The 18,210-nt window shown below is 52.7% G+C and carries 19 protein-coding genes; 9 read left to right on the forward strand and 10 right to left on the reverse strand.

The window, feature by feature from the left end; genetic code table 11:
* Positions 1 to 16: 16 nt before the first annotated feature.
* Complete coding sequence (locus CX650_RS00890) at positions 17 to 1,888, reverse strand: methyl-accepting chemotaxis protein (protein WP_101094776.1); 1,872 nt, start codon at positions 1,886 to 1,888, stop codon at positions 17 to 19.
* A 293-nt stretch (positions 1,889 to 2,181) separates the two neighbouring features.
* Here CX650_RS00890 and CX650_RS00895 point away from each other — a divergent pair, with 293 nt between their 5' ends.
* Entirely contained in the window at positions 2,182 to 2,481 is a 300-nt protein-coding gene (locus CX650_RS00895; RefSeq protein WP_039035732.1) for a hypothetical protein, read from the forward strand.
* Here the strand turns inward: CX650_RS00895 and CX650_RS00900 are convergent.
* Both CX650_RS00900 and CX650_RS00905 read right to left on the reverse strand, forming a co-directional pair.
* Complete coding sequence (locus CX650_RS00900; protein ID WP_101094766.1) at positions 2,478 to 3,890, reverse strand: tetratricopeptide repeat protein; 1,413 nt, start codon at positions 3,888 to 3,890, stop codon at positions 2,478 to 2,480. The two genes, CX650_RS00895 and CX650_RS00900, sit on opposite strands and share 4 nt — an antisense overlap.
* Before the next feature lie 47 nt (positions 3,891 to 3,937).
* Positions 3,938 to 4,636, reverse strand: a complete 699-nt coding sequence (locus CX650_RS00905) for a hypothetical protein (RefSeq protein WP_101094767.1) — start codon at positions 4,634 to 4,636, stop codon at positions 3,938 to 3,940.
* A 187-nt stretch (positions 4,637 to 4,823) separates the two neighbouring features.
* On the opposite strand from CX650_RS00905, the gene CX650_RS00910 reads away from it, so the two are divergent.
* Both CX650_RS00910 and CX650_RS00915 read left to right on the forward strand, forming a co-directional pair.
* Positions 4,824 to 5,354, forward strand: coding sequence for a DUF2780 domain-containing protein (locus tag CX650_RS00910; RefSeq protein ID WP_101094768.1), 531 nt, complete (start codon positions 4,824 to 4,826; stop codon positions 5,352 to 5,354).
* A gap of 169 nt (positions 5,355 to 5,523) precedes the next feature.
* Positions 5,524 to 5,979 carry a tellurite resistance TerB family protein gene (locus tag CX650_RS00915; protein WP_101094769.1) on the forward strand — a complete coding sequence of 152 codons (456 nt, stop codon included), beginning with the start codon at positions 5,524 to 5,526 and terminating at the stop codon, positions 5,977 to 5,979.
* A 48-nt stretch (positions 5,980 to 6,027) separates the two neighbouring features.
* Here CX650_RS00915 and yjeH read toward each other — a convergent pair whose 3' ends face one another.
* Entirely contained in the window at positions 6,028 to 7,293 is a 1,266-nt protein-coding gene (gene yjeH, locus CX650_RS00920; RefSeq protein WP_101094770.1) for an L-methionine/branched-chain amino acid transporter, read from the reverse strand.
* Between the two features lie 141 nt (positions 7,294 to 7,434).
* On the opposite strand from yjeH, the gene CX650_RS00925 reads away from it, so the two are divergent.
* On the forward strand, positions 7,435 to 7,860 hold the full coding sequence (locus CX650_RS00925) for an Lrp/AsnC family transcriptional regulator (protein ID WP_028780007.1): 426 nt from the start codon (positions 7,435 to 7,437) through the stop codon (positions 7,858 to 7,860).
* Positions 7,861 to 8,054: 194 nt separating this feature from the next.
* On the opposite strand, the gene CX650_RS00930 is transcribed toward CX650_RS00925, so the two are convergent.
* The 5 genes from CX650_RS00930 to CX650_RS00950 all read right to left on the reverse strand — a co-directional run bounded on the left by CX650_RS00930 (position 8,055) and on the right by CX650_RS00950 (position 11,002).
* Positions 8,055 to 8,345 (reverse strand): cytochrome c3 family protein, encoded by a 291-nt coding sequence (locus CX650_RS00930; protein ID WP_025010747.1) that lies wholly within the window; start codon positions 8,343 to 8,345, stop codon positions 8,055 to 8,057.
* A gap of 22 nt (positions 8,346 to 8,367) precedes the next feature.
* Positions 8,368 to 9,309: a cytochrome c nitrite reductase subunit NrfD gene (nrfD, locus tag CX650_RS00935; protein ID WP_071475523.1), complete on the reverse strand. Its 942-nt coding sequence runs from the start codon at positions 9,307 to 9,309 to the stop codon at positions 8,368 to 8,370.
* Positions 9,306 to 9,989, reverse strand: a complete 684-nt coding sequence (locus CX650_RS00940) for a 4Fe-4S dicluster domain-containing protein (protein ID WP_025010745.1) — start codon at positions 9,987 to 9,989, stop codon at positions 9,306 to 9,308. The genes nrfD and CX650_RS00940 overlap by 4 nt, the downstream gene beginning before the upstream one ends.
* Before the next feature lie 12 nt (positions 9,990 to 10,001).
* The gene (locus tag CX650_RS00945) at positions 10,002 to 10,463 is read right to left on the reverse strand and encodes a cytochrome c3 family protein (RefSeq protein WP_039035724.1); all 462 of its coding nucleotides are present in this window, start codon (positions 10,461 to 10,463) and stop codon (positions 10,002 to 10,004) included.
* A 74-nt stretch (positions 10,464 to 10,537) separates the two neighbouring features.
* Positions 10,538 to 11,002 carry a hypothetical protein gene (locus tag CX650_RS00950; RefSeq protein WP_039035723.1) on the reverse strand — a complete coding sequence of 155 codons (465 nt, stop codon included), beginning with the start codon at positions 11,000 to 11,002 and terminating at the stop codon, positions 10,538 to 10,540.
* Between the two features lie 680 nt (positions 11,003 to 11,682).
* Between CX650_RS00950 and CX650_RS00955 the strand changes: the two genes are divergently transcribed.
* The 5 genes from CX650_RS00955 to menE all read left to right on the forward strand — a co-directional run bounded on the left by CX650_RS00955 (position 11,683) and on the right by menE (position 17,536).
* Positions 11,683 to 12,363 carry a LysR family transcriptional regulator substrate-binding protein gene (locus CX650_RS00955; RefSeq protein ID WP_157822975.1) on the forward strand — a complete coding sequence of 227 codons (681 nt, stop codon included), beginning with the start codon at positions 11,683 to 11,685 and terminating at the stop codon, positions 12,361 to 12,363.
* A gap of 139 nt (positions 12,364 to 12,502) precedes the next feature.
* Positions 12,503 to 14,224, forward strand: coding sequence for a 2-succinyl-5-enolpyruvyl-6-hydroxy-3-cyclohexene-1-carboxylic-acid synthase (menD, locus tag CX650_RS00960; RefSeq protein WP_101094771.1), 1,722 nt, complete (start codon positions 12,503 to 12,505; stop codon positions 14,222 to 14,224).
* Positions 14,206 to 15,012 carry a 2-succinyl-6-hydroxy-2,4-cyclohexadiene-1-carboxylate synthase gene (gene menH, locus CX650_RS00965; RefSeq protein WP_229800118.1) on the forward strand — a complete coding sequence of 269 codons (807 nt, stop codon included), beginning with the start codon at positions 14,206 to 14,208 and terminating at the stop codon, positions 15,010 to 15,012. The genes menD and menH overlap by 19 nt, the downstream gene beginning before the upstream one ends.
* Positions 15,012 to 16,055: an o-succinylbenzoate synthase gene (menC, locus tag CX650_RS00970; RefSeq protein ID WP_101094772.1), complete on the forward strand. Its 1,044-nt coding sequence runs from the start codon at positions 15,012 to 15,014 to the stop codon at positions 16,053 to 16,055. Before menH ends, menC begins: the two co-directional genes overlap by 1 nt.
* Before the next feature lie 53 nt (positions 16,056 to 16,108).
* Positions 16,109 to 17,536 (forward strand): o-succinylbenzoate--CoA ligase, encoded by a 1,428-nt coding sequence (gene menE / locus CX650_RS00975; protein WP_101094773.1) that lies wholly within the window; start codon positions 16,109 to 16,111, stop codon positions 17,534 to 17,536.
* Here the strand turns inward: menE and CX650_RS00980 are convergent.
* Positions 17,519 to 18,145, reverse strand: coding sequence for an EAL domain-containing protein (locus tag CX650_RS00980; RefSeq protein WP_229800117.1), 627 nt, complete (start codon positions 18,143 to 18,145; stop codon positions 17,519 to 17,521). The genes menE and CX650_RS00980 overlap by 18 nt on opposite strands.
* Between the last annotated feature and the right edge of the window lie 65 nt (positions 18,146 to 18,210).

The raw sequence follows: 18,210 nt of genomic DNA on the forward strand, positions 1-18,210 counted from the left end.
CTTGGATTAAATGTGATTAGAGCACGAAGGTCGCAACCTTGGCATTGAGATCGGTCGCACGCACCTTGAGCGCCTTGGCGTGTTCAAGGTCGTCCATGGCGGTGGCGGTGATCTCATCGGTAACATCCTTGATGGCCGTGGTGTTTTGGGTAATCTCCCCTGTTACCTGAGTCTGCTCTTCCGCCGCCGTGGCTATCTGCCCGGCCATATCCGATATCTGCGCCACTGCAACGGCTATCTCTTCCAGCGCCTTACTGGCCTCTTCGGCATCACCGACACTGCGGCCTGCCATCTGGCGGCTGTTTTCCATGGAGGCTACCGCCCTGGCGGTGGTTTGCTGCAATGCTTCTATAGTGTCGTGGATTTCGGAGGCTGAATCCTGAGTTCGTTGGGATAGAACCCTCACTTCATCAGCCACTACGGCAAAGCCGCGCCCTTGTTCGCCGGCGCGGGCAGCCTCGATGGCGGCGTTCAACGCCAACAGATTGGTCTGGTCGGCCACTCCTTGAATTGCGGTGAGAATAGCGCTGATAGCCTGGGCATGACGATTGAGCTCATTGATCACTTCGGTGGTTTGGCCTACTTCCTCGGCCAATGAATGTGTCGAGTCTCGGGTCTGCAGTACCAGACTCTTACCCTGCTGCGAGCTGCAGGAAGATTGCTGCGCTGCAGTAGCAGTCAACTCGGCGTTGGCGGCAATCTCCTGAGTGGCACTGGCCATCTCGGTAACTGCGGTAGCCACCATGGTTACTTCCTGCTGCTGCCTTTGCAGCTCAACAACCGAGCTCTGGGTGGTGTTCAACCCCCGTTCGGCATCCAGATCCAATTCGGCCGCCAACTGACGTATATGGCTTATCAGCTGATGCTGGGCCGAAACAAAGCGGTTGAAGTTGTCGGCCAGCTCGGCCACTTCATCATTACTGTCGACAGTGATCCTTTGGGTCAGATCGCCATTGCCGTCGGCAATCCGTGCCAGCGCCTGGGATACCCGCCCAAGCGGGGCCAACAAGAGTCCAAGAAACCAAGAGATAGCCGCCGTGCTCACCAGCAGCACCAGCGCCGCCAAACCAACCTGGGTCCAAAGCAATTTGCCAAGCGGTGCTTCAAGCGTTGCCTTATCCAGCAGCAGCAAGAGCTGCCAGTCAGTATCCGGGATGGCGGTTGCCCAAACAAGTTTGTCCCGACCATCGGCATCAAAATACAGGGATTGCATCTGCGCCGTTTTTTGAATGTTGGCCAGAATGCTCGCACCGAGATCATCATCAATTTCGGCAACCGGACGCATCGCCTTGCTGCCATCCTTATAAGCGATTACGGTACCGTCGTTATGCATCATGATGGCAAAACCCGCAGCCGGGATAGCCATGCTGTTGACCTCGGCCACCAGAGTATCAATTGCCAAGTCACCACCTATCACCCCTTTGGCGGTTGGCTGCGCCAAAGAGACCACCTGAATACCATAACCGCTGTCGATATAGGGTTTGGTGATAATGGCCCGGCCTTTGGCCATGGCATCCTGGTACCAAGGGCGACTGCGGGGGTCGTAATGGCTGTTGTCCACGCTGGGATCGGCATCCTGCATTTTGCCGTCACTGCCACCGAAGTAGACAGACTCCAGCTTGCCGGCCGCTCTGGCCTGCTGCAGTGCAGGCACAAAGTCATCACTTATGTATTCCCGCAAGGATGAAACCACGTTGGTGCGAATCGCCAACCACTCGGTGACACGCTGTGCCTGCATCTCACCAATACGCTTTAACTCTTGCTGACTAGCTTGCAGCAGTTGTGTTTTCTGAGTGCTGTAGCTTTGCCAGGAAAGCAGAGCCACTACCAGGGTCAGTGCCAGTACCACACACACCAGCAACTTGTGTTTCAATGAGCGGAGTTTCATCATTAGCAGGGTCCGATATTTGGGAAAAGCCCACAGCCATAGGCACAGTAAGATTTTGCGAGATAATTACATATTCTGTCGCTGCAGTTGAGAGTTAGTTCACAATCATTTGAAAAACCAACCTAAACTGCAACAAAAACCATTTTTCAAGTACTAAATCACAGTTGATGAATAAATATTTATTCGGGGAACTCCTACCTCTTAACGCTTTCTTAATAAAGCGGTATTAAACATGATAAATAATGAAGTAGATTTAAACCTGACCTGAGCCAAGCAAGTCCGGAGGAAGAAAAATGTATCGACAGTTTGCGCAGAATCTGCCACTCAATCCCAGAACCTTGACGGGAGCCCTGCTGAGTCTCTGCGCTTTTAGCCTGGTCCTCTTGCTTATGCCCCTAGTGTTGATCTTGGCAGCAACCACACTCCTGTGTCTGGGCCTGTTTGGCCGCAACTACTTAAAGCGTCAATTGGCCAGTATCCAGCAATGTCGCCACAAAGGCAGACAAAGAGATCTCTATGACTTGGAGCCCAACTTGTGCCGGGATTCTGGATTGGGTTCAAGAGGTCGAATCCTAGAACACGAACCGGATTAATCGGCGAGTAGTTCCTGCGCCCGTTTCAGGGCACGCCGCTCATCCACCGACTGGCTCAGTTGCAATACGCTCTCCACCTGTTGTTGCAGTGACTGCCACAAGGGGCCTATCACCTCCAGTTCACGCTCGTCGGCACGCTCTCGTGCCAGTCGCAACCAAGCAACGGCCTCCACTACGTCTATGCGTCCTAGGCAACCATCGGTCAAGGCTATCGCCAATTCAATCATGGCGGTCACACTGTGACCATAGCGAATAACCTGCCTTAAGTAACTCTCTGCCTGGGACAGATCTGAACCAAATGCAGCATCATCATTAAGCATATGCTGCGCCCGCGCCAACATAGCATCCAGCTGTCCCTGCTCTGCCGCCTCGGCGAGCCATTGTTCACTGGCACTCAGGTCGGCTTCACAGCCTTCGCCTCGGGCCAACATCAGGGCAAGGTGGTATTGAGCGTGAGGATCCCCGGCTCTGGCCGCCCGGGTGATGTGTTCAAAGGCTTGTTGCAGTTCGCCGCGTTGATAACAGAGCACCCCGAGATTGGCCATAGCCTCAGATTGCTCGTTGGCGGCGGCAGCACTGAGGAAACGTTCGGCCTCGGCTTCATCTTTAGCCAGCTCACCACTACCCACCAGATAGAAGTAGCCCAGGAGTGCCATGGCATCGGTCACGCCGGCTTCTGCTGCTTGACGAATCGCCCGCTGCCCGGAGGCGATATCGACATCGCCGCGATAGCCATGAATTAGGGCGACACCGTGTTCAAACAATGCCTTGGGCTCGCGTGCTGCCGCCTCGGCAAACCAGTGTGCCGCCTTGGCCAGCATGCGCGCCGAATCACCGGCAAGCGGCTCATCAGCCTTATCTTGCAGGGCCTGCTCCTGGCCCCGGGCAATCAGAGCACGATTCTTGAGCGCCATCCCCAACAGATATTGCGCCTCGGCATCATCTTCCATCACGGCCCGATAGCAGAGCTCACGTCCGGCCTGCAGATCAAAATCATCGAAGCGGTATTCAGGTGCTTCCCGGCCCTTCAGCCTGGGATAGGCCAGTTCCATCAGTTTCAGCAGATCGCCGATGGCCTTTTTGGCCAGTTGCAGCAGTTGTGTTTCCGTGAGGTGAAATTTTTCCGGATGAGCACCGCGGTTGCCATCAGCCCGCAGCCGATGCAGCGCCCGGGTGATGCGCACATCGATCAACCTCTGGCGATTGAGCTGTTCGATACGATCATAAAGGTTGGGGCTGTCAAAACTGAGCTTGGCCGGTGCAGCCAACAGCTCAGTCAATCTGTGGGCAAAGCTGCGAACATGCAGCAGTGCCTGGGTTGGCACATCCTGCACGTAGCGCTTGGCAGTCCGGTACTCCCGGGCCAAGTCTTCCGACACACTGGCAATAAAGGCAACATCATCCAGCACAGTCTGACCTCACAAGGCCGCAGGAGCGGCCAGCAGAGAGTTGATTATCAACCCTTACGGGCAACCCGATAAAGGCGGAATAAGGCCACATTGACGAACAAACCAATGAAAGCCACCAAGGTATCCACCACCAACTGCAGTGGCGTACCACCTGCCTGCCCCAGTTGCGACAGCACACTCCCTATAATAAGCAGCGGAAAGTAGCTCAAAAGCACCAAGATTGTCTTGCCGGTGAGACCGCTACTGAACTCAAAACTGGCCTTGATGGCCTGCAGCGGGGTCAGACGCTCGACCACCACCATAAAGTTAACAAAAGCCAGGCGGGCAAACAGATACAGACTAATCCCCATCCCCAGGATCCATACCGGCCCAATGGCTGCCAGGATCATGGTCGGTGCAGCAATCGCCATGCCGGAGAACACCCCGGCCAACATCAACCCCGGCACAAATGCCAGACTGGACTTTAATACCTGGCCCGTACTGGGCTGCATTCCTTCGGTACGCAGTTCCATAAATAGTGTCAAGGCCGCAATAAGCACAGAGAAGATCACCATCAAGGCGATCACAGCCAGCATATGAGGGGTACCGAATTGTGGGTTTTCAGGATCGGCGCTTTGCAACTCGGTACCGAGCCACATTTGAATACCCACCTGCAGTAGCAGCAAGGGAACGGTCAGCATTGCCAGCTGAACGATATGATTACGGAAGAAGTTATAAGCTTCGGTCAGGATGGCAGACAGAGACATGCAGCTTTCCCAAAAAGGTTGTAATTAAAGGATCAAGATAGACGCCAAGGATACCCAAATTCCCACGCCAATGCACAAATGAAATACAGCAAAACGACCGCCTGTCACGCAAAAGCCGTGCATCAACGCCTGAGATAAGACTAGAATATGGCCCCAGAACACCTTTTATATGCATAGGAAAGCAGAAATGAAAGCTTATATCACAGCAGCCGTAATCATGGGCTCACTGATGGCGGCCCCAGCGCAGGCCGGTTGGTTTGACAAGCTCACCAGCAACCCCCAAACACAAGCCGATACGGCCACCAATAGCCAGACCGCCACTCAAAACAGTGAGCTGGTCGGCACTGTGATGTCACAGCTGGGCCTGACTCAAACCCAGGCCGAAGGTGGCCTTGGCAGCCTGCTCGGACTAGCCAAGACGTCATTGGGACAAGAATCTTTCTCTCCCATTGCCGACAGTATTCCCGGTATTGACGGCTTGCTGGCCGCAGCGCCCAAACTGGATGGCAACTCAGGGATGACAGGCCTATTGTCCAAAGCCGGCGACCTGGGTAACTCCTTGCAGGGCAGCGCCATGGTCTATGATGCCTTCGCCAAGCTGGGGATTTCCAAAGAGCTGGCCGCGCCCATGATAGATATAGTCAAAAACTACCTGCAAAGCAGCGGCGGTGAAGGCACAGCCGATCTCTTGACTAAAGGGCTGGGCTCACTGCTGTAAAGCGGCCCGCACTATCAGTGGGAACCTGCAGCCACTGATGACGTCTAAAAAGTGTGGCCGCTCGGTTTAAGCGCGCATCGGTAAGGCTGGATTTTACCCGGCGCCAAGCCGCAAACCGCGTGGCCCGACATGTTTAGAGCCTATACTGAACCAACTGACAGAGAAGCCTATGATCGCCAAGCTCAAGCAGTTTTTGAATGCCCATCAACAGAGTCAGTCCCCGCAGGAACAACAGAAACAACTGGAACTGGCAGCTGCCAGCATGTTGTTGGAAGTGGTTTATGCCGATGAGGAGATGTCCGGCACCGAATCGCAGCTGTTACCCGAACTCCTGGAACAAACGCTGGGTTTAGCCGCCGAAGCAGCGGCCGAGCTGATAATTGAGGCGAAGCAGACCCGTCACGATGCCACCTCACTGTTTGAATTCACCTCGGCCATCAATGATAGCTTTACGCTTGAGCAGAAGCAGCAGCTGATCCTGGCGATGTGGCGTGTGGCCTATGCCGACGGCGAACTGTGCCGCTACGAAGACCAGATCATTCGCCGCTGTGCCGACCTGCTGTATCTCAAACACTCTGAGCTTATCCAGCTGCGCAACCAGGCCATGACTGGCAACTCAGACTGAACCAGCCCTTTATTGCATGCTTTTATTGCATGCTTTTATTGCATGCTTTTATTGCATAGGGATCACCGGCGGCAATTGGCGTTTCTGCCACTGCCGCTGCAGTGTCAACAACACAGCCAACACACACAGCAAACCCAGGGCGTAAGCCATGGCGCTGCCGAGTGCAAACGCCAGTAACACACAAAGCGCGCAGCTTAGCAGTACCAAAGGCAGGTAGCGTTTGCTCAGCAAGCGAATGGCTGCCAGCATGGACAAAAGATAAATCACCACAAATACCCCGTTGCTCCAGGCAATCAACTGCTCAAGCTGTTGGCCTGAAATATAGGTCAGCACTATCACCAGCCCCATCACACCAAGCACAGCCGACAAAGCCCTGACCGGCACCTGATAACTGTTACGCTCACGGAACCAGGCTGGCAATATTCCCTCGGTACTGAAGCTCCAAAGCAGCCGCGATACACTGGCGGCATAGACGTTCACTGCCGCCAGACCACTGGCAATACCCAGCACACCTATCACCTGAGCGCCGTATCCGCCAAGCAGGGTATCAAATGCCCCTATCATAGCGACCTTGGTATCCACCTCCACCAGCAATAACAACAAGGTACAAACCAGATAAACCGCGCCGACCAAAATCACCCCTATCACCATAGCGGGGATCAAGTCCCGATCCGGGCGCTGGAAATCATTGGCCAAGTGGGTCATGGCCTCCACACCGAGGAAGCTCCAGAAGGCGATGCCTATTGCCAGCATCACACCGTCATAGTCGGGAGTGGAATGAGCGGTCAAAGACAGCAACTCACCGGCCTTGGCACCACCGGCGCCGAACATCATCACCACCACGGCCACAATCCCCAGTGTCAGGGCAAATTGCGCCTTGGCAGAAACCTGAATTCCCCTGAGATTGAGCAGCCAGAGCCCGAGCAGAACCAAGAGTTCGCAGCCCACCTGCACCCAACCGGATACGGGGATCAGGGCGTTAACGAATTGGAAAGTCATCAAAATGGCGGCGGGCGCACCGATAGGCACAGCCATCAAAAAACTCAGGCCTATGGTGCGACCCAAGGTACGGCCAAAGGCTCGTTCAACAAAATAGGCGGGGCCGGCAGCGTGAGGGAAACGGCTGGCCAGACGGGCAAACACCAAGGTCACCGGAATAATGGCCAGGGTCAACAGAGCCCAAGCCAGTAAGGCGCCACTACCGGCCTTATCGACTGTCATCTGCGGCAAAATAAACACCCCGGTACCCAACAATGTGGTGGCCATTAAGCCGGCACCCTGCCAGCGTCCGATTGTTCCTGTAACTTGATTCATCTGCTAAATTATCAGTATCTTGAATGGCGCCAGTATAGTCGTTCTCCGGCAGAATTTCTGTCATTCGTTTCCGTCAAATACGGCTTTTAAGCCGACGAAATGACGGCAAATCAGCAAAAAACACACAAAACGTCAGGTAGCATGGATAAGTTCGATAAAGCAATCATTAATGCGCTTAAAAAAAACGCCCGTCGAAGCATTTCAGATGTGGCAGCCGAAGTGTCGCTGTCCCGCAGTGCCGTCTCAGACAGGATCAAGAAGCTCGAGCAAAACGGTGTGATCCGTGGTTACCAATTGCTGCTCAGTGAATCCCAAAAAGAAGCCGTCAGTGCCTACTTTGAAATTCAACACAAATGCCCCCGTTGCAGCGATGTAGTACATGTGTTTCATGCGATTCCGGAGGTCGTCACCTGTCACGGGATCTCCGGTGACATGGACCTGCTGGTATTCGTCAAGACTCCCTCGATGCGGCGATTGCACGAGATCCGCGAATATATAGACACTCATACCGAGATAGTGAAGATTAAAACCCATGTGGTAATGAGCGAGTGGATTAATAACCAGTGAATTAAAACCAAGAAAAGCCACCCGCGTGCTCATTAGGTGGCGAGTCCCGTGGAGGATCGGGAAATGCGTCAAAGGCGCAATAACAAAGTGGCTTCCTGCCCAATCACTTCCTTGTCAGCAACGTAATAACGTTGCTTCAGGATGCGGCGGTGCTTGTTCTTGACTGCAAAGCCGCCGCATTCCTTAACCTCTTATCAGTGGCAGTCTTTACAACCCGCTGCCGGGTCTTTTTCTTCGTGAGCTGTGTGACAGTCAGTACAGCTGAGCACGCCATCATGTTTCTTGTGCGCCTCACCTTCGAGCGACTTCATATCACCGTGACAGGAAGCACATTGCTCGTTTTCAAAGGCATAATCGGCAGAAGGCGAACCATCTTTATGGCAGGCTTCGCAGCCGGACATTTCCGTGTGAGAATCAGCTATTGGGGCTGCCAGCAGTGAACCGGAGAAACCCAGAGCCATCATCAAAAGCATTTTTTTCAACATCACATTTTCCTTTTTATGGGGGTTAAGCAATCGTCATTTGTCCTGTGTACAGGATGAAGTGGCGCAGCAAAATGACCCCCAACAGACTCAGGGTTGCTGTCGCTGCCACATAAGACCATTTACGCTTGGCCGTGGCGGTCATAAACAGATTCATTGCCAGTGGGATAGAGAGACCACAACCCAGGATACCGAGCCAGAACACCCAACCCCAGAAACCTTCCCCGATGGCATTGAAGGCCGCAACTTTGCTTTGGCCACCGGTGAGCACCAGCCCGACAAAGAAAGTGAAGATCACCGCAATTTCCACCAGGATAAGAGGGATCTCTATCTTGTGAATAAAGTGCACTTCTTTGCCGTCGGGGTTGCCCTTGAGCAGCACACCACCAAGTAGAGACGCCGCCGCACCGGAAGAGAGACCGGAGATCAGGAACAGCAACGGCAGTACCGGATTCTTCAGCATGGGGTAACCGGGCAGAGCCGACAGCAGGAAGCCGGTATAAGCCCCCAACGCCAGAGACAAGATCACCAATAAACCTGTTAAGCTGGGTTCATGTTTGGCCAAAAATCCGGTCACTTTGAGCACCACGGGGAAGCGTTGCTCACACCAGTCATCTATCGGTTGACGGAACACCATGGCAATCCAGGCGAACATAAACACCATATAGACCATGAGGATCATCACCCCGATGGACATCACCGAAGTGGGGTTATAGAACACCAAAATCTTCCAGAAATGGAACGGCTTGGTCAGGTCGATAACCAAGATCCCCAAACCTGCCATCACAGTGAGTGGGGCGACCAAACAAGCAGCCTGGACAAAGCCGGAGCGCCAGGCATCCTGTTGCAGGCAACGGTGTTTCAACAATACGGCAAAGAACATGGCGCCCGCCGAAACCCCGGCGAAGAACAGATAAAACGCAATGGGCCAGTGCCAAACCAAAGTATCAAAATGAAAAGGACTCATAGCTTAATCTCCCCCTGTTTGGCCACTATCTTGAACAGCTTGGGCCGGGTGCCGAGATCAACCTTGGATCTCTGGGTTGGGTTGGCCCGAATCATCTGCACCACTTCTGAACTCGGATCTTTCAGGTTACCGAATACCAAAGCCTTGGTTGGACAGGCTTCTACACAGGCCGGCTGTTTGCCCTGCTTGAGTTGAGTCTCACGGCAGAAATCACATTTGTCGGCCGCTTTGGTAACAGGGTTAATAAAGCGCACCTGATAGGGGCAAGCGGCAATACAGTATTGGCAACCAACACACTTCCAGGCGTCGACGGTCACAATGCCGGTTTTCTTGTCCTTGAACGCCGCACCAGTTGGACAAACGTTGACACAAGGCGCGTCTTCACAGTGCTGACAAGACTTACGGCTAAAATGGTAAAACTGGTTCGGGTATTCACCATATGGGCCAGTGCGAATAATCTCCAACCGCGAGACCCCTTCAGGTACCTGGTTCACTTCCCGGCAGGCATCACTACAGGCGTTACAGCCAATACACTTGGTTTCATCATGGAGCAGGGCATAGTTGATGCCAGAGTCATGATCGGCGCTGGCAACCGCCTCATTGCCACTCAATGGATAGAGAGAGGCACCGGCCATCAGGGCACAGCCCCCTTTTAAAAAACGTCTTCTGGAATTTTCCATTACTCTTACCCCTTAGTTGACCGTATGACAGTCACGGCACAGCTTGCTGTGCTGTGTGCCAGTTGCTTGCTTCATTGGATCGTCCAACGGGTGCAGCTTGTGGCAGGCGGCGCAGCTCAACTTGTCGGCGTGAACATTGTGGGTCCACTCTTTCTCAGCCAATTTCTGTGGCTGGTGACACTTGAGACAAGTGGCATTCTGGGTTGCTGGGGCAATCCCTTCCTGAGGAGTAAAAACTCTTAAATCATTGGGCTTTCTTGGATGTTTTCCTTTTTCCCCATGACAGGTGCTACAACTCATATTGAGCTGATCCTGACCATGGTGTCCCTGCATTAAGCCATTGCGTTTGTGACACTTCACACAGGGATCACTGTTGATTTTCAACGCGGTCTCGGCATAGGCAATGCCGCTTACCCCTAACAAACAGGTCATAGAGGCCGCGCCTAATATTGCACGCCATCGAATACTGGACATCTCGGGTCCTCACTTTCAATTGGATATACAGGGACTCAAAGGTAGCGGCCTAAACCGCCACCCGTTATTGCAGCCTAAGCTGTCAACATCTGCTCAAGGTGCTGTGCATCCAGGGGATTGGAGCGTTTCATATCGATGAGGCGAACGTTGAGCTTTTCAAGTAGGCTCTTTGAGTTGGCGCTTTCAGCATCACTGAAATCTGAAATTACCATTTTTATTTCTGAAGAATTCTGATCTATCAATACATAGTCCAGGCGCGAGTGACTCGCGGTCGCATGTGGGTCAATATCAACCACTGACTCCAACGCCACATTGCTACAAACTTCGTATCGACCATTGGTTAAAGACTTCAGAGATTTAAAAAAATCTAAACTCTGCTTGTCAAAGAACCTATTTTTGAGCTTTATCTCTTCGGCATTCTTTTCATCTGACTTAAAGAACTTGATACATGTCATTACAAACACCACCAGCACGAATGGCACTGCAATAAAAAGCACGAAGTAGATAAAGGCATAACTTAGAATAACTGAAGTATCCATATAACCCTCCAAACATCATTTTTAGTTTTAATACGCTTATTGCGCAGTTGAATTATTACTATCTACAGCAATATTAATTTTGATCGTCATCAAATAACCGTTGAGGAAAAGATTGAAAGATCAAAACATAAGACACTGACTACATTGCTATTTTCTAGAAAACGTTCTGCTAAAAATAAGAAATGAAATTTAGATAAAGCGATATTTGAAAATACATTATTTCACTATATGAAATACACACAGTTAATGAGAATCTCTCTCACAAACCTCCTTGGGTTAGTCAAAAAAACAGCATTTAGTGATCTAGAATACAGAATCGAAAATAGCTTCGGATAAAATTATTCTTTCTGAAAAAACAGGTTAATATAGATGCTGAAGGTACCACTAAAGGAGTATTGCAGATGAACCATATTGACTTTGAAAAGCTGGATATTTTGAGCCTTTCCATCCTTGTTAGCTTATATGAAAACAAATCTGCAACACACGTTTCAAAGCTTTTGAATGTACCAGCCCCTAAAATAAGCCGTTGTTTAAAAACTGCCAGATCTATTTTTGGTAACGAACTATTTCTAAGAAAAAAGTATGGCCTTATTCCCAATGAATTTGCGGCTAAGGTTTACCCTATTGCCAAAGAAATAGTGAACAGTGCCAAAGGCTTCAATCAGCTTGGCAATCCAGCTATGGCAGGCAATAAAAACTTTGAACTTGTCACGCCGGGTCTTATCTCTTACGCCTATCCCAAGGCCTTGATGCAGGCCATTAAACAACAGAACAAACAGCTGCATATCAATTTGAATTCCTGGAGCTGTAACTCATTGCAAGGGCTCATAGATGGCAACATCAGTGCAGGACTTTGCAGTTGTCACTACCCACAAGAACTGCAATCTATAGGCAGCAAATTACAGATTGAAGCCCTGAGAAAACTAGATAGCCTCTACCTTATCTGCAACAAGAATCATCCGCTGCTCTCCCGCGAGCTAACGTTGGAAACCATCGCCGAGTATCCTTACATCAACACAGATTTGAGCATAGGCCCCAACACTCTAAGCCCATTTGAAGATTACTGCCGGATCAACAATCTGGATTTGAATGTCGAAATGACTATCACCGGCATCTCCTCCCTGAGTGCCTATCTGGAAGCCTCACAGGCGGTGGCTTTGGTGCCCTACAAGGCGGTATTCGATCTGTTGGGCGAAGAACCTCTGCTACACCTTTGCAAGCTGTCGGAAATGGAAACCACTCGCCTATTCAATGTCACTGAGCCGCTGACACTGACACTGCTTAGTCCCAGCGGCCAACAAGACCCAGATCTGGAATGGATACGTTCACAGTTGCGTTTGGTGAGCGGGACCTTACTGTAGGCTTGTGATAACAATCTAAATAGGATCTCAGCCCGCTTTTTACGACTTGAAGTATACAGACAGATTTGCCCAAGAGTTCATACAATAGCGCTGCCAAAAGCGGTACACTAATGCGCATTCGATACTGGGTAAGCCGTCTATGCAAATCAATTCTCACGCCGAACTCAATCTCCTTTGGGGTTCCCTCATACTTGAAGAACTGGCACGCCTTGGGGCTCAGCATGTGTGCATGGCACCGGGCTCGCGCTCAACGCCTCTGACACTGGCAGCCGCCCGCCAGGACAAACTGAAACAACATCTGCACTTTGATGAGCGAGGATTGGGCTTTATGGCACTCGGACTCGCCAAAGCCAGTCGAGCTCCGGTGGCCATTATCACCACCTCGGGAACAGCCGTGGCCAATTTGTATCCGGCCATAGTCGAGGCCTGGTTAACTCAAGTCCCCTTGATCGTGCTTTCCGGTGACAGACCGCCGGAGCTGATAGCTTGCGGCGCCAACCAAGCCATACTCCAACCGGCAATATTCGGCCAATATGCCAAGCAGTTGAACCTGCCGACACCGGATCTGGCCATAACCCCTCAGGCACTGCTGACTCAGATTGATGAAGCCGTGGCCAACCAGAGCATGCCGGTCCACATCAATTGCATGTATCGTGAGCCGCTGTACCCAAGCAGCCTGGATGCCCCCAGAAGTCAGGCCATAGAGCACTACCTGCAACCTCTGGCGAGCTGGCAACAGGCAAGTACACCCTATAACCAATATGCCACCAAAGGCCTGGGACAAGTCCCCAGTTGGGATACCATGGCGCGTTTTGTTCACGGCAAGGGGGTTATCATCGCCGGCACTCTGGACAGTGCCGATAATCCGCAAAAGTTGGTCGAACTGGCCAGCAAACTCGGTTGGCCGCTACTGACAGATGCCCAGTCTCAGCTGCGCCAACATCCTGCCGCGATAGGCAATGTCGACCAACTACTGCTCAACCCCAAGGGCCGAGCCCTGCTGCAACAGGCCGACCGGGTACTGGTATTTGGTGGACGCCTGCTGTCGAAACGCTTAATAAGTTATCTTGAACAGCAGAACTGGCACCAATATTGGCAAGTATTGCCGCAGCAGATGCGCCTGGATCCCAGCCATAAACCCAAGCAGCTCTGGCTGGCAGAGCTGCAGCAGATAGCCGCGCTTGAGTGGCCGCGCTCGTCCTCCGCCAATTGGGCGCTGGAGCTCACCGCCCAGAATGAGGCGCTCAATGAGCTCTTTGTACGCCAAATAGATAACGGCGAGTTTGGTGAGGCCCAGGTGATCAGGGCCATAGCGGCAACCCGCACCGGCGAACAACAGCTGTTTATCGGTAATAGCTTGCCGGTGCGGCTTTATGATATGTTCGCTCCCATCAGTTGCTGCGCCGCCATCACCTACACCAACCGCGGTGCTTCGGGGATAGATGGCCTGCTGGCCAGTGCTTGCGGCGTCGCCAACCACAAGGGTCAGGCCACCACCTTGGTGCTCGGCGATCTATCGGCGCTGCACGACCTCAACTCTCTGGCGCTGGCACGCCAGGCTCAGGGGCCGTTGGTGATAGTGATACTCAACAATGATGGCGGCAATATCTTCAATATCCTGCCGGTGCCGGACGAGCAAGTAAGGGCTCACTATTACCGATTAAGCCACGGGCTGGAGTTTGGCTATGGCGCGGCCATGTTTGGCCTGCCCTACAATAGGGTGGAAGACTTCCAGGGCTTTATGGATGCCTACAGTGAAGCGCTCAACTATAACGGCGCCTCGGTCATCGAGGTTTGCGTCAGCCAAACCCAGGCCAGCGACCAGATAGCCAGCATAGGCCAATGGGTAAAACAAAGCTGATGTTAGCCATAACGACTCAAGGGTCAGCAAGCCAGCCGCCTTTAGTGCTACTGCACGGTTTTCTCGGCAGCAGCTATGATTGGCACGAGTTGCTGCCGCACCTGAGTCAGGACTACTACTGTATTGCGGTTGATCTTCCGGGCCATGGCCGCAGCTGTGATATCCAAATCGAAAGCCCAGGCTTCAGTGACTGTGTTGCCTTGCTGCGTCATACACTGCTCAAGGCAGGGATCCCACGCTTTCACTTAGTGGGATACTCGCTTGGTGGTCGTATCGCGCTGCATCTGGCTCAAACCTGGCCCGAGGCGCTGCTGAGCCTGCATCTTGAGTCCTGTCACCCGGGCCTGTTATCCAATGATGAACGCCGGCAGAGGGCGATGGCCGATAAGCAGTGGGCCGAACGTTTTAACACTATGCCGATTGAACAAGTGCTGGCCCTCTGGTATCAGCAAGCGGTATTTGCCGACCTATCAAGCGCCGAGCGAGAAGGTTTAATTGAGAAACGCTGCCATCAGCAGCCGCTTGGCCTAATCAACTGTTACCAGGCCACTTCACTAGCACTGCAACAGGATCTGCGCCAGGTGCCGGCCCAGCTTGCTTGCCCAAGCCACTACTACCTCGGGGAGCTGGATGGCAAATTTAGCGCTCTCGCCAAGGCCTGGCAGCCACAAGCCGGATTCAAGCTGCATACCATTGCCGATGCGGGCCATAATAGCCATCAGGCCCAACCCGGCGCTTTTGCCACGGCGCTCAAAGGCGCCCTGAACGCGATTTCAAGGGGTGAATGATGCATCCAGACTCACTGTCACTGGCCCGCTATAGGCTGCCGCTGGAAACCTCACTACCTGTGGGTAAGCAAAGAATCGAGCAGAGATCCGGGCTGATTATCAAGGCCTGTTGCGGCGATGAAGAGCATTTTGTAGAAGTCGCTCCTCTGAGCGGCCTGGATGCCAACGGCGAGCCACTGCAGGGGTTCAGCCGTGAATCACTGGCGGAGGTGACAGAAGCAGCCTTGGCGCTGATGCAAGCACTGGCAGCCAAAGAGCTTAAGTTGAGTCAGGCGGCCGATGCCTGTCAGCATCCCTCGCTCGCCTGGGGGCTAAGTCTGCTCGATGCCAAACTAAAAGGACAACTGCCACAGCGTTGGCCGGCCTTTGAAACCATTCCACTCATCTATCACAGGGAAGAAGAGCCACTGGCGCTGCTGCAACAAAGGCTGGCGGCGCTTCCCGATACGGTTCTCAGAGCCAAGATCAAGGTCGCCCAGACCAGCATGGAGCAAGAGCTCAGACTGATCCATGGCGTATTGGCCGCCAAACCTCATCTCAAACTCAGGCTGGATGCCAATCAGGGCTTTGAGTATCAACAAGCTGTGGATTTTTGCGCTTGTCTGCCCAAGGCCAGCATTGAATATATTGAGGAACCCTGCCGCCGCGCCGACGATAACCCGGCCCTATTCAAGGCCACAGGGATCCGCTATGCCCTGGATGAAAGCCTGCTGCAACGTGAGTTTGTACCTGACTACAATGACTTCGCGAGCGGTCTGACCGCGCTGGTGCTTAAACCCATGTTGCTCGGCAGCTTAACCAGACTGCAAACCCTGATCGAACAGGCCGAAGCGGCCGGTGTGCGCGCCCTGTTGAGCTCCAGCCTGGAATCTTCTCTGGGAATTGCCGATCTGGAGGCAGTCAGTGCCCTCATGACCCCCAACGAAGCCCCCGGACTGGATACTCTGGCGCCTTTCGGACGCGATATTATTGTCAGCCAAGGGCAAAAACCCTGTCTGGACTTTGCCGAGCTGGAATTATTGGGTCAGTGGCCCTGTCTTTAACCGCCAAGCTCTGACAGCCTCTGCAACCTCCAATTTCAGTAACAGGAGAGCACATGACCTACTCGCCCCTTCACCTCAGTTGCCAACAAACGCCGGATGCCATCGCCTTGGTAGAGGGCGGTATCTGCCATAGCTATCAGGCAGTAAGTCGGCAGGTGTTGGCGCTCGGCGCCGAGCTTCGAGCCTTGGGGTTGCAGCGCGGGGATAAACTGGCCTGTGTGGCCGCCAACTGCCGCGAGCTAATGTTGCTGTATTGGGCTTGTTTGGATCTGGGGCTACTCTTTTGCCCGCTGTCACCCAAGTTTCCGGATAGTCAGCTCCAGGAGCTGCTTGAACGTTTTAATATCCGCTTTATCTGGTGTCCGGATAACGCCCGGAATGAGCTTTGGCAAACGCGGGATATCACCCGAGTGCAGGCGGATTTTGCCACCTTAGATTCGACCCGCTTAGATTTGAACAGTCCCTCTACCGAGATAGCCACCGTCTCGGCCAATACACCGCTCAATATTATTCTTACCTCGGGCTCCAGTGGCAGCCCCAAGGCCGCAGTCCACTGCCTTAACAACCATATCGCCAACGCCAATGGCAGTCGGCAGTTGCTCCATTTGGCAAGTGGTGATGCCTGGTTACTCTCGCTACCGCTGTTCCATATTGGTGGTCTGGCCATTCTCAATCGCTGCGCCCTAGCCGCCGCGGCCGTGGTGCTGCCGGATAATGAGCTGACTATGGCAGCGCAGTTAAAGCGCGATGCCATCACTCATCTCTCATTGGTGGCCACCCAGTTGCAACGCCTGTTGGACGACAGCCCAGAAAGCCTTATGGGGGTAAAGTGCCTACTACTCGGCGGCGGCGCCATAGGCCAAGGCCTGCTGGACAGGCTATCCCCCTTGAAAGTGAAAGCCTTTACCAGTTACGGCATGACAGAGATGGGCTCGCAGATCACCACGGGAATCGCCCGCAGTGATGGCAGCAGTGGCCGCCTATTACCCGGGCGTGAACTCAAAATAGAACAGGGAGTTATCTGGGTCAGGGGCGAGACCCTGTTTATGGGTTATCTGCAGCCGGATGGCAGCATAGTTAAAGAGACCCAAGACGGTTGGTTCTGCACCAAGGACAAAGGCTGCTGGAGCCAGGATGGGCTACTGCATATTCAGGGGCGGGTCGACAATATGTTTATCTGCGGCGGCGAGAATATTCAACCGGAAGAGGTGGAAGCGGCGCTGAAACGGCACCCGGCCATCCTGGATGCCATTGTCTTTGGTGAAGATAACCCTGAGTTTGGTTTACTACCGGCCGCCATTTTGCGTTATCGAGGCTCACAGGCGCCGAGCGAAGCCGAGTTGACCGCCTTCCTGGCAGACAAGCTGGCCCGTTTTAAACGCCCGAGGCACTATTATCCTTGGCCGCAACAGGTTGCCGAGGGGCTTAAGGTGCAGCGTAAACAGGTTATTACCGCTATCTGTTCAGCCAAGAAGTCTTAAAAGTTCATTCTGTAAAAAGCGTTTGCAAAAGTCAGCTTCACTCAATGGATGCGAAAAGTAAAATCCCTGTCCCAGATTGCAACCGAGATTTTGCAATAACTTGAGCTGGGCAGCCGTTTCAATACCTTCAATAACTAACTGCATATCCAATGAATCCGAGAGCGCTATCACACTGGATATCGCCGCCTTACATCTGGGCTCGGTATCCAAACCTTCCACAAAGCAGGCATCCAGTTTCATCTGTGAAAAAGGCAGGTCACACAGACGAGCTAAAGATGAATATGCGGCACCGAAATCATCAATTGCCAGTTCACAACCCAACATACGTAAACGAATCAGATTCTCCATATTGAGGGCTGGCGCCAATATAAGTCCAGACTCTGTAATCTCTATGGTGACCAGCTTAGGTGGAAGCTTATAATCCCGAATCAATTTGGAAATTTGATATACAAGCTCAGTGGAGTTTAATTGGGAAATGTCAAGGTTGTAGGCAAGCGATAAGCGATAGTTCTGTTCCAACAATCGCTTTTGCAATTTGATCCCCTGATGGAATAACTGAAGAAACATCTCGTCCAGCAGGCCATAACGAATGACAGGGCGGGATTCCACTTTGCTTATATCTTAACCAAATAACAACTCTGAGCGAAATGTAGGACTCCAACCAGCACGGCGGC

Origin of the sequence: Shewanella indica (assembly GCF_002836975.1) — a bacterium.
In the GTDB taxonomy this organism is placed as follows: Bacteria; Pseudomonadota; Gammaproteobacteria; order Enterobacterales; family Shewanellaceae; genus Shewanella; species Shewanella indica.

What these genes read in the sequence shown, in the direction of transcription:
- CX650_RS00925 (WP_028780007.1), top strand. Translation starts at nt 7,435, where the DNA reads ATGGATAAGTTCGATAAAGCAATCATTAATGCGCTTAAAAAAAACGCC.
- yjeH (WP_101094770.1), bottom strand. Translation starts at nt 7,293, where the DNA reads ATGAATCAAGTTACAGGAACAATCGGACGCTGGCAGGGTGCCGGCTTA.
- nrfD (WP_071475523.1), bottom strand. Translation starts at nt 9,309, where the DNA reads ATGAGTCCTTTTCATTTTGATACTTTGGTTTGGCACTGGCCCATTGCG.
- menE (WP_101094773.1), top strand. Translation starts at nt 16,109, where the DNA reads ATGACCTACTCGCCCCTTCACCTCAGTTGCCAACAAACGCCGGATGCC.
- CX650_RS00955 (WP_157822975.1), top strand. Translation starts at nt 11,683, where the DNA reads ATGGCAGGCAATAAAAACTTTGAACTTGTCACGCCGGGTCTTATCTCT.
- CX650_RS00940 (WP_025010745.1), bottom strand. Translation starts at nt 9,989, where the DNA reads ATGGAAAATTCCAGAAGACGTTTTTTAAAAGGGGGCTGTGCCCTGATG.
- menD (WP_101094771.1), top strand. Translation starts at nt 12,503, where the DNA reads ATGCAAATCAATTCTCACGCCGAACTCAATCTCCTTTGGGGTTCCCTC.
- CX650_RS00930 (WP_025010747.1), bottom strand. Translation starts at nt 8,345, where the DNA reads ATGTTGAAAAAAATGCTTTTGATGATGGCTCTGGGTTTCTCCGGTTCA.
- CX650_RS00890 (WP_101094776.1), bottom strand. Translation starts at nt 1,888, where the DNA reads ATGAAACTCCGCTCATTGAAACACAAGTTGCTGGTGTGTGTGGTACTG.
- menC (WP_101094772.1), top strand. Translation starts at nt 15,012, where the DNA reads ATGCATCCAGACTCACTGTCACTGGCCCGCTATAGGCTGCCGCTGGAA.
- CX650_RS00950 (WP_039035723.1), bottom strand. Translation starts at nt 11,002, where the DNA reads ATGGATACTTCAGTTATTCTAAGTTATGCCTTTATCTACTTCGTGCTT.
- CX650_RS00910 (WP_101094768.1), top strand. Translation starts at nt 4,824, where the DNA reads ATGAAAGCTTATATCACAGCAGCCGTAATCATGGGCTCACTGATGGCG.
- CX650_RS00915 (WP_101094769.1), top strand. Translation starts at nt 5,524, where the DNA reads ATGATCGCCAAGCTCAAGCAGTTTTTGAATGCCCATCAACAGAGTCAG.
- CX650_RS00895 (WP_039035732.1), top strand. Translation starts at nt 2,182, where the DNA reads ATGTATCGACAGTTTGCGCAGAATCTGCCACTCAATCCCAGAACCTTG.
- CX650_RS00905 (WP_101094767.1), bottom strand. Translation starts at nt 4,636, where the DNA reads ATGTCTCTGTCTGCCATCCTGACCGAAGCTTATAACTTCTTCCGTAAT.
- CX650_RS00945 (WP_039035724.1), bottom strand. Translation starts at nt 10,463, where the DNA reads ATGTCCAGTATTCGATGGCGTGCAATATTAGGCGCGGCCTCTATGACC.
- menH (WP_229800118.1), top strand. Translation starts at nt 14,206, where the DNA reads ATGGGTAAAACAAAGCTGATGTTAGCCATAACGACTCAAGGGTCAGCA.